The following is a 17,106-nucleotide window of genomic DNA, read 5'->3' as shown; positions in this document are numbered from 1 at the left end:
ATGTATAGATTAGGGGCATTACTTATTGGGTATCTTTTTGGCGGTGTGCAATCAGCAATATTATGTGGTAAATTAAAAGGCATTGATATTAGAACACAAGGTAGCGGTAATGCAGGAACAACTAATACCATTCGTGTATTAGGGAAAAAAGCAGGATTTCTTGTTTTACTCATTGATATACTTAAAGCAATTATAGCTATTTATGTGGCAAAATTGCTGTTTTCACCAAATCATCCAGATGCAACTATTTTGATTACGTTTTATAGTGGCATAGGTGCTGTTTTAGGACATAGTTTTCCTCTATTCTTTCATTTTAAAGGTGGAAAAGGTATTGCAACCACAGCAGGAACACTAATCGGAATAGATTATCGTTTGTTTTTAATAGGAGCAGCACTATTCTTGATAACATTTGCAATAACACGAATTGTATCGATTAGCTCTCTTATTATGACAGCCTCGATTCCTATTATGATTATTATTTTTTATTCTGGCAAAGGGAATATAGGTATTGAGGCCATGGTTCTGTCACTTTTGGTTACAGGTTTTACTTTCTATAGGCATAAAGCCAATATCAAGAGATTAATAGAAGGTAATGAAGCAAGGTTAACAAGTAAAAAGTAGTGTTAGGAGGTTTTAAGATGAAAAAGATAACAGTTATTGGAGCAGGTGGTTGGGGCTTAGCTTTAGGGTTACTTCTGAATGAAAAAGGGAATAACGTTACTTTTTGGTGCTATGAAGAAAAAGAAAAAGAGGACATATTGCAACATAGAGAAAATAAAAGGTGTCTTCCAGGAATTAAAATTCCTTTAGAGATTAATTTTACAACTTCTATGGCAGAAGCATTGGAAGAAGCAGAAGTTGCTGTTATGGCAGTACCTTCTAAAGCTGTTAGAGCGACTGCCCAAAAGATGAAAGATTATTTACAGCCAAGTACAATTATTGTTAATGTCGCAAAAGGTGTGGAAGAAGAAACCTTGCTTAGACTCTCACAAGTTATTGAATCTGTACTCCCTAATCCGGTAGTTGTACTTTCTGGGCCAAGTCATGCTGAAGAAGTAGCAAGACATATTCCAACAACAGTTACTGTGAGTAGCCAAGATATGAAATATGCTTATGAGATACAAGATTTATTTATGGATATGTATTTTAGAGTATATACTAATGAAGACTTAATTGGTATTGAAATAGGTGGCGCACTTAAAAATGTAATTGCCTTAGCAGCAGGCGTTGTAGAAGGTATGGGGTTTGGTGATAACACGAAAGCAGCACTTATGACTAGAGGCATTGCAGAAATGACGAGATTAGGTATTGCTATGGGCGGTAAGCCTAATACATTCGCAGGTCTTACAGGAATAGGAGATTTAATTGTAACTTGTACAAGTGGACATAGTCGTAATCGTCGTGCTGGTGAATTAATTGGTCAAGGCTATACAATGGACGAGGCTATTCAAAAGGTTAATATGGTAGTAGAAGGGGTTCCCACAACTAAAGCAGGTTATGCATTAATGCAAAAGTATCAAGTTGAGATGCCTATTCTAAATGCTATATATAAGGTTATTTTTGAAAATGAGCCAGTTAAAGAGACTATTTATAATCTTATGCTAAGAGATAAAAAAGACGAACATTAAAAATGAATAAAAGTGGTATATATCTGCCTTTTGTACAATATATTTTAATGTACCCATACAATTAAAATATAAGGAGGCTTTCATATGGAATACTATGATATTTACAAAGATATTTCTGAAAGGACAAATGGGGATATATACATAGGGGTAGTTGGACCTGTTAGAACAGGAAAATCTACCTTTATTAAACGTTTTATGGAAACATTGGTACTCCCTAATATTAAAAATGAGCATAGTAAAGAACGTACACAAGATGAATTACCTCAAAGTGGGGATGGCAAAGTTATTACAACAACAGAGCCCAAGTTTATACCAAATGAAGCTATTGGTATTACTATAGGGGGAGATTTTGAAGTTAAAGTACGAATGATTGATTGTGTAGGTTATATTGTACCAGAAGCTGAAGGCCACCTGTATAATAATACACCTCGTATGGTTAAAACGCCTTGGTTTGAAGAAGAAATTCCTTTTTCACAAGCAGCAGAACTTGGCACTAAAAAGGTTATTACAGATCATTCTACCATTGGTGTCGTAGTGACTACAGATGGAAGTTTTACTGATATTTCTAGAAATAGTTACATAGAAGGGGAACAGCGTGCCATTAATGAATTGAAGCGTTTAGGAAAACCTTTTATTGTAGTGTACAATACGAAGAAACCTTTTGATACAGAAGTTATTGAATCTACCAGTAAATTATCAAGAGAATATGATGTTCCAGTGGTACCAATGGATATTGCCCAAATGAAAACAGAGGATATTCATCAATTATTAGAAAAAATCTTATATGAATTCCCACTTAATGAAATTCAATTCATGCTCCCTAAATGGGTAGAAACCTTAGATAATGAGCATTGGGTGAAAAAAGCATGGATTGATTGTGTAAAGGAACAAATTGCAAATGTAGAGAATATTAGACAGATTAAAGAAGCTACCAATGAATTAAGAGCTTTAGATTTTGTTAAAAATGTCTATTTAGAAAAGATTCAATTAGGAGAAGGCGTTGTAAAGGTCGATATTAATACAACGGAAGAACTCTTTTATAGAGTACTTTCTGAAACGACAGGTATGGAAATTCATGGAGATCATGAGCTTATGAAGCTTATTAAAGAATTAGCTACTACTAAAAAAGAGTACGATAAGGTAGCTTATGCTATGAATGAAGTAAAGGAAAAAGGCTATGGAGTAGTTAGTCCTGTATTCGATGAGCTAAAATTAGAAGAACCAGAAATTATTAAGCAAGGTAATCGTTTTGGTGTTAAACTAAGGGCTAGTGCACCAAGCTATCACATTATACGAGCCAATATTCAAACCGAAGTTGCACCTATTGTTGGAACAGAAAAACAAAGTGAAGATTTAATTAATAATATTTTAAGTGAGTTTGAAACAGATCCTACAAAGATTTGGGAATCAAATATTTTTGGAAAATCACTTCATGAATTAGTAAACGAAGGATTACAAAATAAACTATTTAGAATGCCAGAAGATGCGCAACAAAAATTACAAGAAACACTACAAAAAATTATAAATGAAGGAAATGGCGGTTTAATTTGCATCCTTCTTTAAGGGCACATGATGTGCCTTTTTTTATGGAAAAAATAAAAGGTTAGAAAGGAATGATAAAAATAAAAAACCTCTGTCAAATTATTAGCTTTTTAGAGGTAATATCTTGCAAGATAAGCTATTACATTATATGATGATAAGTATTAAGGATAGAATTGGAAGTGAATAAATGAAAAATAGTGGTAAAAAGAATCAAATCAAGCAAACCAATAAAAAGCAACCCACGTCTAAGGGACATACTACCTATGGTGAAGGAAGCTATTTTAATCCTTATGCTACTCATATGCCAGTACAATCACGTACACGTTCTACATACAAGACTAATACAACCATGCAAAAGGTAGATGATAATAGAAAAAAAGATGTTAGAAGCAAAACTAGTAGTAAGAGTACTTCCGCTAATAGAAATAAAACCACGCCAAAAAGGCAAGAATCTTCTTATGTTAGAGGAGGAGACAGGGGGTATCAACAATCATATACAAATCCATACAGTGCTACCTCATATACGAATCAAAATACAACACCTTATATAAAGGAGCAATATGTTACTCCTAACAGGCAAGTTACACAAGAAAATAATTCTCCGCACATGAGAAGAGAGCAGATAAAGAAGAATAATAAGCTTACAAGAGCGCAGATTTATAGAAATAAGAAAAGGAAGCAACGTCAATTGATATTACGAATAGCACTTGTAATGATTTTTACAACCTTTGGGGTATGGGGAGCTATAGAGATAAAAGAAGCACTCACTAAACCTAAAATTTCTTATCAGGTTGTTAAAACAGGAACAATTGATAATTCAAGAAGTCTAAGCGGTATTATTTTAAGAAATGAGCAAGTGGTATATAGCCAAGATGAAGGAAACGTTCAGTATGTCGTTTCTGAAGGAGAAAAAGTAAAGAAGGATGGACTGGTTTATGTTTTAGTAGATGAGGAGCAGTTAGCACAGTCAACTAAGACAGAGAATGAGGTAGATGAGCAAATTTATCAGAAAGCAGAAGAACGTAAAGATATCTCCTTTTATCAAGATCAAATTTATGATTTAAATGAAGAGGTAAAAGCAGATATAGAGGCTTTCTATGATAATCGTTATGAAAATACAACCCACTTTATTTATACATTACGTAATCAATTAGATCAAAATGTTAATAAGCGGACAAGCATTTATACTCAAGAGCAACAGGATCAAGAACAAAGCATAGCAGTACTAAAAACAGAACTTCAAGCTAATATCAATCAGTACCGACTAGGTAAAACAGCACCACAAGCAGGGATTATATCATATAAATTAGATGGACAAGAAACTTCTAATTTATCAGAAGTGATAGAGACACTTAATTATGATAAATATAATAGTATTATTAAAAACTCTAATGTAAGCTATCTTAATAAAAGCGAAGTAACTAAAGAAGAACCTGTTTATAAGATTATTTTAGATAATAAGTGGTATATAATAAGTTATGTAGATTTATCGCAAGATGAAGCTTTTAAGGAAGGGCAAAATTATAATCTTGACTTTACCGGCACGAATAGTAAGCAAGTCACTTTTAAATTAGTTTCTAAAAAAGCTGAAGATGATAAGCGTATACAACTAGTATTTGAAACAAGTGATCAGATAAGCAACTTTTTAGACTTGAGATATGTTGATTTTTCTATTGGGAATAAAAATGTGACAGGTCTTAAAATTCCACTGCAAGCCATTGTGGAGCAGAATATGTTGAAAATCCCAGCAACTTATTGTATAGAGAATGAAGGGCAATTAGGTGTTTATAGAAAAGTAGGTGAAGTAACAGAATTTGTGCCTATTAAAATACAATATCAAAAAGAGGATAATAACTATATACGACAAGATATTACTAATAGTAATAATGTACAAGTCAATAATGTTTTGGTGGATCCCCAATCGGGAAGTTCCTATGAAGTAACAGAGATAGAAACAAAGCAAGGTGTTTATGTTATTAATGGGAAAATTGCTCAGTTTAAGACTGTAGAGATTGATTTGGTCAGTGGAGAATATGCTATTGTTAAGTATGACGGAAATACACAACTTAAAGAAATGGATAAAATGATTTCAAATCCTAAGAGTATAAAGATTGACCAATTACTAGAAGATATGAATGTGCAAAATGAATAATGAAGGTGAGGATGAAATGAAAGAAAGACTAGAAATGATAAGGAAAGAAATAGAGGAATCAGCAATAAAAAGTGGGAGAAAGGTAGAGGATATTACATTAATTGCTGTTTCAAAAACGTATCCTTTGGCGTCTATACAAGAAGCAATAACTTTAGGATGTAAAGATTTTGGTGAAAATCACGTACAAGAATTAGTACAAAAAATGGATGAATTAAATGAATCTGTTCATTGGCATTTAATAGGTCATCTCCAAACTAATAAAGTTAAATACATTATTGGAAGAACAACTCTTATTCATTCTGTAGACCGTTTAAAACTGGCTGAAGAAATAGAAAAACAATCAGCTAAAAAAGGGTATATAACAGATATTTTGATAGAAGTTAATGTAGCAAAAGAAGCTTCAAAGCATGGTTTCTTAGTAGAAGAGGTAATACCTATTATGGTAGAATTAGCAAAAATGAAACATATCAGAGTGAGAGGATTAATGACGGTAGCCCCTTTTGTAGCTAATCCTGAAGAAAATAGACCCATATTTAGGAAACTTTACGATTTATCGGTTGACATACAAAAGCAAAAGTTTGATAATATAAGTAGCGATATATTATCAATGGGGATGAGTAATGACTATAAAATAGCAATAGAAGAAGGTGCTACCATGGTACGTATCGGCACGGCTATTTTTGGAAATAGAGATTACACTAAATAATTTTTTTGGGAGGAATACAAATGAGCGGCTTTATGTCAAAATTTAAGAATATTTTTATACCAGAAGATGAATTTGATGAAGATGAGTTAGAGGAAATGGAACAAGAAGTGGAGCAAGTTAATAGAAATGTTATGCATCAAACTCATATACCACCAATGAATACACCTAAGGTTGTTTCTCTTAATCAGCCTAATCGTATGGAATTACTTAATTTTACCATGTTAAGTTATGATATGACAGGTGAGATTTGTGGCTACATTAAAAATAGAAAACCTATCATTGTTAATATGGAAAAACTAGCTGCTCATGAGATGCAACGTGCAGTGGATTATTTAACAGGAGCTTGTTGTGCACTTAATGGAACAGTTGAAAAAGTAACGGACTGTATTTTTATTTTTGCACCAGAGCATGTTAATATTAATCCAGAAAAATTAAAACAACGTAGTGTGTTTCCGCCTACACTCTAATACTGATGAAGCTATCGTTAAATCATATAAATGATGCAGATGAAAAACGCTTTGTAAAAATGATGCTTGAATATAGCAAACGATCAGAGCAGCAATTTAGACCCATTTTTACGGATTTTTATAATAAAGAATGGTTGTTAAGTATGATAGATCGTTATATAGAGGAATCTACAAAACAAATGTGTTATTTTTACGGTGGTTTTGAAGAAGCAGAAAGACAAGTATTAGGTATTGCTCCTTATGAAATTCAAGAGGAAGATTTTCCTATTATGGCCTTAGAACTAAAGGTTAAGACTGGGATTGGAAAGGCACTTACACATAGAGATTACCTAGGTGCTTTATTAGGTCTAGGAATTGAAAGAGAGACAATAGGAGACATCGTAATAAAACCATTTGGGGCATACATCATTGCTAATGAGTCTATGGTTTCCTATATTTATAGTAATTTACTAAGTATTGGGAAATGTCAAAATATTGAACAGCAAGTAATCCCTTTTTCACAATTGCAGATTAATCCTCCTCAGATTAAAAGTTATGAAACAACTGTAGCTTCTTTACGGTTAGATGTTATAGTAGCAGCAGGTTTTGGATTATCTAGGGGTGTCTGTACAAAACTTATTCAAGCAGACCGTGTAAAATGTAATGGTGTGACGAGTACAAATAAGCAGCTTATAAAAGAAGGGGACCATATTACTGTTAGAGGATATGGTAAAATTAAGCTTAAGCAAATAAGTGGATTAACAAAAAAGGATAGGATTCATATTACAATAGAAAAATATGTATAGGGGGAAACAACATGTTATCACCAGTTGACATTCAAAACAAGGAATTTAGAAAAAGTAAAATAGGTGGCTATCATATTGAAGAAGTTAATGACTTTCTTGATGAAATATTAAAAAGTTATCAAGAGGTAATTAATGAAAACTATGCCCTAAAGGATAAGATTAATGCTTTAAATGAAAGTGTACAATATTATCGTACTATGGAATCTACGATACAGAATGTACTTGTTTTAGCAGATAAAACAGCGCAAGATACAAAAGGTGCAGCTTATGAAAAAGCAGAAGAAATTAAAAAAGAAGCTGAACAAAGAGCTGAAAAGATGACTAGTTTGGCTGAGGAACGCGTTGCCAGAATTGTGGAGCAAGGTAGGCAAGAAGCTTTTGAATTAAGCCAAAAAGTTGAAGATATTAAGAGGCAATACTTATCTTATAAAGCACAGTTTAAACAACTACTTCAATCACAGATGGAATTATTGGAACAAGGTGATGCTAGAGCAACTATTGCTCAAGATGATTTAGTACAAGCTTTTGCTGCTATTGAAAAAGAAACCGTAGCAAGTGTAGAAGTACCTCAAACGGAGGCGACAGAAGAAGAATATTTTACGAAGGAATATATTCCTGTGTCAGATGAAGAAATATCCTCCTTACTGAATAAATAAGTATGATTATTGTAAAGAGTGATATACTAAATAGATGGATGCTGTATATTTAAATGACTACATAAAAACGTGCTTGATGAGCACGTTTTTTTCTAGTAGGCTAAGGAGGAAAGTATGATAGTTGCAATAACACTTATTATAATAGCCCTAGTGGGAATAGATCAGTTAACAAAGATTTGGGCTGTGTCTACATTAATGAATCAAGAAGACATTAAAATATGGGAAAATGTATTTCATTTCCATTATGTGAAAAATGAAGGAGCAGCTTGGGGAATATTAAGTGGTAAACAGGGATTTCTTATTATCATAACAAGTATTATTATTATAGGGATGCTCATATATATCAGACAACTCCCAAAATCAAAATGGGGAAATTGGGGAAGAGTTGCCTTTGTTTTAATTATTAGTGGTGCAATTGGGAATTTGATTGATAGATTGTTTTTAGGTTATGTGCGTGATTTTATATATTTTATTCTTATTAATTTTCCCGTTTTTAATGTGGCAGATATGTTTGTAGTAGTAGGAGTAGCCCTACTAATGATTGTTCTGTTGTTTGGAGACTTAGAAGAAAAAAAGGCAAATATAGAGAAGGAAAATATTGAAGAGGAAATAAATTAATGGCAGAAAAGATTGAGCATATTGTAAATAGTGAAGCAAAAGGAAGAGTAGATAAATATTTGGCAGAAGTGTTTCCTGAATATACGCGTTCCTTTATACAAAAACAAATAGAAAAAGGTGGTATTCTAGTTAATCAAAAAGTGATTAATAGCAAGTATCAAGTTAAAGCAGATGATCATATTATAATGACTATACCAGATCCTATAGAGGTAGATATTATACCAGAGCCAATTGATATTGAAATTGTTTATGAAGATGATGATTTAATGATTGTCAATAAGCCTCAGGATATGGTTGTTCATCCGGCTCCAGGTAACTATTCTGGTACATTAGTTAATGGTTTACTTTACCACTGTAAAGATAAATTGTCTGGAATTAATGGAGAAATTAGGCCAGGTATTGTACATCGTATCGATAAGGATACTTCCGGATTACTGATGATTGCAAAAAATGATAAGGCCCATTTAGGATTGTCAGAATTACTAAAAGACCATCACATTACTAGAAAATATCATGCTATTGTTTATGGTGGTTTTAAAGAGGATGAGGGAACAATTGAAGAACCTATTGGACGTTCAACGCAAGATCGCAAAAAAATGGCCATAGTACGTGATGGACGGTATGCCAAGACGGATTATAAAGTACTTGAACGGTTTAAACAATTTACTTATATTGAGCTTACACTTCATACGGGTAGGACTCATCAAATACGTGTTCATATGAAGCATATAGGTCACCCACTCTTGGGAGATCCTGTATATGGCCCTACAAAAATGAGCTTTGGTATTAATAAGCAGATGCTTCATGCAAAAGTAATAGGGTTTACGCACCCTATTACTCATAAAGAAATGTATTTTGAAAGTGAGTTACCAGACTACTTTGTACGAGTAATTGACAAACTAAGAAAATTATGAGAAAATAAGTCAAATCATATTCCTTTAAAGTAGCACGTGAGGCTAATAAGGATACACAAAAGAAATAAGGCCATATTAGATGGGCAATTCATGTGTAATACTCAGAGACCTTTCGATAAAAGGTCTCTTTATTATTTATCTAGAAATGTGAATGCTTTAGTTTAAGCGACCAGAGATACAGGAATAATGAGATTATTTTATTGAAATAATAACGGATAAAAGGATGGATTTTTATATGGATGAAATAAAAGTTTTAATGGATGAGGCAGCAATGAATCGTGCTGTAACACGAATTGCTCATGAAATTATAGAAGCCAATAAAGGTGCTAAAGACTTGATTTTAATAGGTATAGAAACAAGAGGAGTACCTCTTGCCAAAATCTTGTCAAATAAGATTAAATCTATTGAAAATAGTGAAGTGCCTGTGGAGAGTATTAATATTACTTTTTATAGAGATGATTTAGAAAAGAAATTTGACCAACCGTTTACTGAAGCACATTCAATTACTTCAGATATTAATGGAAAAGGGGTCATTTTAGTAGATGACGTTATTTTTACTGGAAGAACTGTACGTGCAGCAATGGATGCGTTGATGGATATAGGAAGACCAAGTTTTATTAAATTAGCTACACTCATTGATCGTGGACATAGGGAGCTTCCTATTAGACCTGATTTTGTTGGAAAAAACATTCCGACTTCCAAAAAGGAAATTGTCCAAGTACGTTTAAAAGAAGTGGACTCAGAAAGTGTTGTACGTTTAGTAAGTAAAGGTTAAGAAGGGAAAGAGGCATGCAAAGATGAAGGAGCGGTAAAAAAGTAATTTAGGGCTTCAGCATCTTTTTGCCTTGTTTGGAGATGATTTAGCAGTTGTAGTAGCAGGTTTACTTGGTGGACTAGCTATTACAACTTATGGAGAAAATACAAGAGGGCTGCTGCTATAAAAGTTTATAGCCCAGGAATTTTACGCATTGCAGCACTTTTTAGGGTTGTTCCTAATAAGATTTCTCAACAGATATTTAATATGTATACAACTGCATGATAAAGGACTTATACTTTCTATTTAAAAAAGGTATAAGCCTTTTTGTTTTAGGAGAAAATAAAAAAAGGTGAATAAAATCTTTTAATTAAGGCATTATTATCTGGTATAATTATTTTAGAAAGTACAAAATTATACATAAAAATGAAATAATATAGACATCAAATGTCATTTTGGTTATAATGGAATAAAATACTATAAGCATGAGAATATGTTGTGTTAAAGGGGAATTGCTATGGAGGAGTATATTACATCATTTTTGTATTATTTAAAGCATATTAAGCGTGCTTCAGATAATACGGTGCAATCTTATGAAAGAGATTTGAGATATTTTGAACGTTATGTTGAAGAACAGGGGAAAATAGAGATTCAGTCTTTGACAGATCAGCAAATTAAAGTCTATTTAGAGCATATGAAAGATGAAGAGAAATCAACTGCAACTATTTCCCGTACTCTTGCATCTATTCGTGCCTTTTGCCAATATCTTGTAAAAGAACAAGTGCTAAATGAGAATCCAGCTAGATTAATAGCTTTACCTAAGATAGAGAAAAAAGCGCCTCGTATTTTATCGCAGGAGCAAATTAGCTCTTTATTAGAACAACCTAATAAAAAAGATACTAAAGGAATACGTGATCGAGCCATGCTTGAACTGCTATATGCTACAGGGATCCGTGTATCAGAGCTCATTTCACTTAAAACAACAGATATTAATTTGCAACAAGGGTATATTATATGTAGGGATGCTCAAAAAGAACGAACCATTCCTATTGGTAAATCTGCCATTTCAGCGTTAAATATGTATTTGGGAGAAGTAAGACACATTTTAATCCGTAGTGCAAATGATAAAACGTTATTTGTTAATTGCAATGGCTATCCTATGACAAGACAAGGTTTTTGGAAGATTTTAAAGACCTATGCTAATGCTGCACATATTCAAGGTGAGATTACTCCCCATATGTTAAGACATTCTTTTGCAGCACATTTAGTGCAAAATGGTGCTAATTTAAAATCCGTGCAGCAAATGCTAGGGCACTCAGATATTTCAACTACACAAGTTTATATGCATCTGAATAAAGAAACAGAGGAGTTAATGGATGTGTATAATAAAACACATCCAAGAGCATGAAACTAGGAGGTAATCTCCTAGTTTTTTTGTGCAATTTTTTTGCAGAATGTGGTACAATAAAGGTTAATCAATATGAAGCTAAGTGATAATAGTAGAAAGTTTAAGTAATCACTTAAGAATTAGGAGGGTAAGAGATGAAAAGAGCAATATGGATAGTCTTAGACAGCGTAGGAATGGGAGCAATGCCTGATTCAAAACAATATGGTGATGGAGATGTAAATACAATTGCACATGTGTATGAGCACTGTAATGGACTAGAATTAAATCATATGATAAGTTATGGATTAGGGAATATAGAAGGGATGAAAGCACTCCCTAGATATGAATCACCAAAAGGCAGTTTTGCAAGAATGAGTGAATTATCTAAAGGAAAAGATACAACGACAGGTCATTGGGAAATGGTGGGTATTTATACAGAAGTACCATTTCCAACTTATCCAAATGGCTTTCCGGAAGAAATTATGAAAGCCTTTGAAGAAAAAATCGGTAGAAGAACCTTGGGGAATTGTACAGCATCAGGTACAGCTATTATTGAAGAATTGGGTGAAGAGCATGTAAAAACAGGATATCCTATTGTTTATACATCAGCAGATAGTGTTTTTCAAATTGCAGCTCATGAATCTGTTATTTCATTAGAAAAGCTATATGAAATGTGTGAAATTGCACGTAATTTATTAAAAGGTAAGCATGAAGTTGCGCGTGTTATTGCAAGACCATTTACAGGAGAAGAGGGCCATTTTACACGTACAGCTAACAGACGAGACTATGCTATTTGTCCACCAAAACCCAACCTTTTATCTTACTGTGAAGAAGGTGGTGTGCCAGTGGTAGCAGTTGGAAAGATCGAAGATATTTTTAATAGTCAAGGCATCACCGAAGCTATTCATACAAAGGATAATAATGATGGTATTGCTGTTACATTAGAATGCATGACAAAACATCAAGAAGGCCTTATTTTTACTAATTTGGTTGATTTTGATATGAAATGGGGACATCGTAATGATCCAGCAAGTTATGGTAAAGGTTTAGAAGCCTTTGATAAAGCATTACCACAAATAGTGGAAGCTTTAAAGGAAGAGGATATACTTATTATTACAGCAGATCATGGTTGTGACCCGACGGCACCAGGAACTGACCATACAAGAGAATATGTCCCACTTTTAGTAATTGGTAAACAAATAAAAGAAGGTATTAATTTAGGAACAAGAAAGAGTTTTGCGGATATTGGGCAAACTTTATGTGAGTTATTTAATCTTCCACAACTTAAGATAGGTGAAAGTTTCTTGAAAGAAGTTTATAAGTAATAGAACGGGAGGAAAGTAAGAAAATGAGAATGTATGACATTATTGATTGCAAAAAAAGAGGGCTGGCTTTAACAAAAGAAGAAATAGATTTTGTAGTACAAGGTTATACAAAAGGTGATATTCCAGATTACCAGGTATCAGCTTTATTAATGGCTATTTATTTTCAAGGCATGTCTTTAGAAGAAACAGCGTATTTAACTATGGCTATGGCTAGTAGTGGAGATCAAATAGATTTATCTCCTATTCAGGGCATTAAGGTAGATAAACATAGTACAGGTGGTGTAGGTGATAAAACAACGATAGTATTGGCACCTCTTGTAGCAGCTGCAGGAGCAAAGGTAGCTAAGATGTCGGGACGTGGTCTTGGGCATACAGGAGGGACCATTGATAAACTGGAATCATTTGAAGGCTTTAAAGTAGAGTTAACAGAAGAACAGTTTTTCGACAATGTGAATGCGCACCATATTGCTGTAGTTGGTCAAAGCGGAGATTTAGCGCCTGCAGACAAGAAACTTTATGCGCTTAGAGATGTAACAGCAACTGTAGACAATATGTCGCTTATAGCCAGCTCTATTATGTCAAAGAAGATTGCTTCTGGAGCAGATGCCATCTGTTTAGATGTTAAGTGTGGTACAGGTGCATTTATGAAAAAATTAGAGGATGCAAAAGCATTAGGAAAAGCTATGGTAGATATAGGCAATCATGTAGGGCGCCAAACCATGGCTGTTGTATCTGATATGAATCAGCCATTAGGATATGCAGTAGGTAATGCCTTAGAAGTAATGGAGGCGATTAATACATTAAGAGGTAAAGGACCTGAAGATTTAACTTTATTAACGATTACCTTAGCTAGCCATATGCTTATGCTAGCTGGTTTGGCAAAAGATGTGGAAGCTGCTAAAAATCAGATTCAAGACTTATTATCTACAGGAGCTGCTATCGATAAGTTAAAGGAATGGATTAAGTTACAAGGGGGAGATGAGCGAGCAGTAGACGATTTTAGCTACTTACCACAAGCACCATACCATAGAGATTTTTGTTTGAATCAAATAGGTTATGTAGAAGCTATCAATGCAGAAGCAGTAGGAAAAGCTGCGCTTGTATTAGGTGCAGGTAGAGAAACAAAAGAAAGTAGTATTGATTTAGCAGTAGGCATTGTTATTCATAAAAAAATAGGTGATAAAATAAATGTCGATGAACCAGTTGCAACCATCTATTATAATAATGAACAAAAATATAATTTAGCAACTTCAATCTTAGAAAAAGCTTATAAAATAAGTGATCAACAAATAGAAAAACCGGATTTAATTTACGATATTATTCATTAAAGATAACAATACTGTTCTCTTATATAAGTCTATAGGTATAAATTGTATGGAATTACAAATACTACAGACAAAAGATAATAAGGAGGACAGTTATGAAAAGTAAACGTGTAGGAGTTATCTTTTTATTACTTATCATCATGTGTTGTTCTCAGGTTTTTGCAGCTGCAACACCTAAGAAGAATACCAATCAAACTTTAGCAGCAACAGCTAGAAGTTATATACTCATGGAGGAATCGAGTGGTAAAATTTTATTAGAGCGAAATGCAGATGAGCCTTTACCACCGGCGAGCATTACAAAAGTAATGACCTTGTTACTCATTAATGAAGCAGTAGATACCGGAAAAATTAACTGGGAAGATAAAGTAACTATTAGTGAGCATGCAGCACATATGGGTGGCTCTCAAGTCTTTATGGAACCTGGAGAAGAACAGACTGTACGTGATTTAGTAAAATGTATTTGTATTGCTTCAGCTAATGATGCTGCTGTTGCTATGAGTGAATATATTGCTGGAAGTGAAGAGCAGTTTGTAGAGCTTATGAATAAACGTGCCGCAGAGTTAGGAATGACCCATACTGTTTTTAAGAATGCTTGTGGTCTTCATACAGAAGGACATGTATCAACGGCAAGGGATATTGCCTTAATGTCAAGAGCGTTAGTAAATGGGCATCCTGAAATCACCAAAACGCTAACAACTTGGATGGATACAATTACTCATAGAACAAGAAGAGGAGAGTCAGAGTTTGGTTTATCCAATACCAATAAAATGCTTAAATGGTATAAAGGGATTACAGGGTTAAAAACGGGTTATACCCCAGAAGCAAAACATTGTGTAAGTGCTACTGCAACAAGAGATAATATGGGATTAATCGCAGTTATTATGGGTGCTGCAGATGGTAAAACACGTTTTCAAGAAGCAGGGCAGCTTTTAGACTATGGTTTTGCTAATTACAAAGTAAAAGTTGGGCCAACTATTGGTACAATTATAGGTGAGGCACCTATTAAAAAAGGCGATGTTTCTAAAATAAATGTAGCTACTAAAGAAACGAAAGCTTTTGTCGTACCTAAGAGTAATACAAATAGTGAACTCACTTATGAAGCTCATTATAGAGAGCCACTGATAGCACCTATTTCTAAAGGGGCTATAGTAGGAGAAATGACCTATTATTTAGATGGAAATGAAGTGGGAAAGGGACAGCTTATATCTGCAACAGATGTTAAGAAGGCTACACTTAAACAGATGGTTCCTTATATGTGTAAACGCTTTTTTAAATTATCCAAGTGAGAAAAAGCATAATAAGAGAGTAACTCTTATTATGCTTTTTCTGACGTTATATTTAATGCTTGCATAAATAGTGACAAGCGACTACACTTAGTATATAACAAAAGTTGACAGGAGGCTCCTTAAGTGGCTGTATTGTTTAAGTTACAGGATTTTGAAGGTCCATTAGATTTATTACTTTATTTAATAGATAAAAATAAAATGAATATTTATGATATAGAAATATCTTCTATTACAGATCAGTATATGACCTATTTAGATGAAGCGGAAGAAGTTGAATTGGATCAAATGAGTGATTTTATTGTGATGGCTGCTACATTGCTTTATATTAAATCACGCATGCTTTTACCAAAACATCCAAAACCAGGAGAAGAAGTAGAAGAAGACCCAAGAGAAGAACTGGTACGAAAATTATTAGAATATAAGAAGGTAAAATATGTATCGGAAAAATTAAATGCATGTCAAGGAGAGAGTAGTCAGTATTGTTTTAGAAATAAGCCAGCAGAAATTGATATTCCAGAGAGTGCAATTGATTACGATGCCATTCTAGAAAATGTTAGTTTAAAATTATTGTATGACACTTTTGAGCAACTCATGAAGCAAAAGGAATGGGAACAACATACAAAAGAAGAACGTAAAATTGATCATAACATTTTAAAGAAGGATACTTATACCATCGAGCAAAAAAGTATCTACATACGTAATCTTATTGCTTTAGAGGGAAAGACGACCTTTTTTACCATTTGTAAAAAGGAAATGCCTAAAATAGAACTTATTGTTACTTTTATGGCTTTATTAGAGCTGATTCATAAGAAAGAAGTAACTGTTTTACAAGAAGAACCCACAGGTGATATTGTTATAAAAGGAGGAATAGTGGATGAAGAAGACAGAGCTTGAAAGTAGTATTGAAGCCCTGCTTTTTTATGCAGGAGACATTATCTCACAAAAAAGATTGTGTGAAATTTGTAATACAGAAGCTTTTTCGGTCCACATGGCCATTAATCACTTAAATGATTATTATGGACAAACGAATAGTGGGATTGAAATTATAGAAGTTGATGATGGCTATCAAATGTGTACATCACCTAAGCACACAGAAATCATTCAACTTTATAGACAGAAGCCGGTTAAAAATCTTTTAACACAAGCATTGATTGAGACACTAGCTATTATTGCTTATTCGCAGCCTATTACAAGAACACAGATTGAGGATATAAGAGGTGTACGATGTGAGCATGCTATGAGTAAGTTGATGGAATATGGACTTATTGAAGAGGTTGGAAGATTGAATGTTATAGGGAGACCGATTTTATTTGGTACAACTAATGAATTCCTACGTCATTTTGGATTTAGAAATTTAGAAGAACTACCTAAAATTAAAGAAGAGCTTTTAGAGAAGTTTAAAGAAGAAGTAAGAGAAGAAATGAGTTATTATGAAGATCATGAGGCTATGAAAGAAGAAGTAAATTTGGCTTTAGATGTTGAGGAATAGCACTATTTAAAAAATGCATAAAGTCTATAATATAAGGGAAGATTTAGAATGAGACAATATTGAGTGCTTCAA

The 17,106-nt window shown here is 33.5% G+C and carries 17 protein-coding genes; all 17 read left to right on the top strand.

Features of this window, described 5'->3' with window-relative positions; translation table 11 throughout:
- Positions 1-621, top strand: a complete 621-nt coding sequence (gene plsY / locus CLOLE_RS11530) for a glycerol-3-phosphate 1-O-acyltransferase PlsY (protein WP_013657292.1) — start codon at positions 1-3, stop codon at positions 619-621.
- A gap of 17 nt (positions 622-638) precedes the next feature.
- A complete protein-coding gene (locus CLOLE_RS11525; protein ID WP_013657291.1) occupies positions 639-1,628 on the top strand; it encodes an NAD(P)H-dependent glycerol-3-phosphate dehydrogenase in 990 nt (329 codons plus the stop codon).
- Positions 1,629-1,712: 84 nt separating this feature from the next.
- Positions 1,713-3,191 (top strand): stage IV sporulation protein A, encoded by a 1,479-nt coding sequence (spoIVA, locus tag CLOLE_RS11520; protein ID WP_013657290.1) that lies wholly within the window; start codon positions 1,713-1,715, stop codon positions 3,189-3,191.
- A 166-nt stretch (positions 3,192-3,357) separates the two neighbouring features.
- A complete protein-coding gene (locus tag CLOLE_RS11515; protein WP_013657289.1) occupies positions 3,358-5,322 on the top strand; it encodes an HlyD family efflux transporter periplasmic adaptor subunit in 1,965 nt (654 codons plus the stop codon).
- A 16-nt stretch (positions 5,323-5,338) separates the two neighbouring features.
- Positions 5,339-6,028, top strand: coding sequence for a YggS family pyridoxal phosphate-dependent enzyme (locus CLOLE_RS11510; protein WP_013657288.1), 690 nt, complete (start codon positions 5,339-5,341; stop codon positions 6,026-6,028).
- A 20-nt stretch (positions 6,029-6,048) separates the two neighbouring features.
- The gene (locus tag CLOLE_RS11505; RefSeq protein ID WP_013657287.1) at positions 6,049-6,495 is read left to right on the top strand and encodes a cell division protein SepF; all 447 of its coding nucleotides are present in this window, start codon (positions 6,049-6,051) and stop codon (positions 6,493-6,495) included.
- A 5-nt stretch (positions 6,496-6,500) separates the two neighbouring features.
- On the top strand, positions 6,501-7,280 hold the full coding sequence (locus CLOLE_RS11500; protein ID WP_013657286.1) for a YlmH family RNA-binding protein: 780 nt from the start codon (positions 6,501-6,503) through the stop codon (positions 7,278-7,280).
- Positions 7,281-7,291: 11 nt separating this feature from the next.
- A complete protein-coding gene (locus CLOLE_RS11495; protein WP_013657285.1) occupies positions 7,292-7,936 on the top strand; it encodes a DivIVA domain-containing protein in 645 nt (214 codons plus the stop codon).
- A gap of 114 nt (positions 7,937-8,050) precedes the next feature.
- Positions 8,051-8,554, top strand: a complete 504-nt coding sequence (gene lspA, locus CLOLE_RS11490; protein WP_013657284.1) for a signal peptidase II — start codon at positions 8,051-8,053, stop codon at positions 8,552-8,554.
- The gene (locus CLOLE_RS11485; protein WP_013657283.1) at positions 8,554-9,468 is read left to right on the top strand and encodes an RluA family pseudouridine synthase; all 915 of its coding nucleotides are present in this window, start codon (positions 8,554-8,556) and stop codon (positions 9,466-9,468) included. Before lspA ends, CLOLE_RS11485 begins: the two co-directional genes overlap by 1 nt.
- Positions 9,469-9,703: 235 nt before the next feature.
- The gene (gene pyrR / locus CLOLE_RS11480; RefSeq protein ID WP_041712975.1) at positions 9,704-10,243 is read left to right on the top strand and encodes a bifunctional pyr operon transcriptional regulator/uracil phosphoribosyltransferase PyrR; all 540 of its coding nucleotides are present in this window, start codon (positions 9,704-9,706) and stop codon (positions 10,241-10,243) included.
- 496 nt (positions 10,244-10,739) lie between these two features.
- On the top strand, positions 10,740-11,630 hold the full coding sequence (xerD, locus tag CLOLE_RS11475) for a site-specific tyrosine recombinase XerD (RefSeq protein WP_013657281.1): 891 nt from the start codon (positions 10,740-10,742) through the stop codon (positions 11,628-11,630).
- A gap of 134 nt (positions 11,631-11,764) precedes the next feature.
- Positions 11,765-12,934 (top strand): phosphopentomutase, encoded by a 1,170-nt coding sequence (locus tag CLOLE_RS11470; protein WP_013657280.1) that lies wholly within the window; start codon positions 11,765-11,767, stop codon positions 12,932-12,934.
- A gap of 23 nt (positions 12,935-12,957) precedes the next feature.
- Positions 12,958-14,262, top strand: coding sequence for a pyrimidine-nucleoside phosphorylase (locus CLOLE_RS11465; RefSeq protein WP_013657279.1), 1,305 nt, complete (start codon positions 12,958-12,960; stop codon positions 14,260-14,262).
- 92 nt (positions 14,263-14,354) lie between these two features.
- A complete protein-coding gene (locus CLOLE_RS11460; protein WP_013657278.1) occupies positions 14,355-15,545 on the top strand; it encodes a D-alanyl-D-alanine carboxypeptidase family protein in 1,191 nt (396 codons plus the stop codon).
- A 123-nt stretch (positions 15,546-15,668) separates the two neighbouring features.
- The gene (locus tag CLOLE_RS11455; protein WP_013657277.1) at positions 15,669-16,439 is read left to right on the top strand and encodes a segregation and condensation protein A; all 771 of its coding nucleotides are present in this window, start codon (positions 15,669-15,671) and stop codon (positions 16,437-16,439) included.
- Positions 16,420-17,034 (top strand): SMC-Scp complex subunit ScpB, encoded by a 615-nt coding sequence (gene scpB, locus CLOLE_RS11450; RefSeq protein ID WP_013657276.1) that lies wholly within the window; start codon positions 16,420-16,422, stop codon positions 17,032-17,034. Before CLOLE_RS11455 ends, scpB begins: the two co-directional genes overlap by 20 nt.
- Positions 17,035-17,106 lie beyond the last annotated feature (72 nt).

Origin of the sequence: Cellulosilyticum lentocellum DSM 5427, from assembly GCF_000178835.2 — a bacterium.
GTDB lineage: Bacteria > Bacillota > Clostridia > Lachnospirales > Cellulosilyticaceae > Cellulosilyticum > Cellulosilyticum lentocellum.
This window is presented reverse-complemented; position numbering and strand designations above follow the sequence as displayed.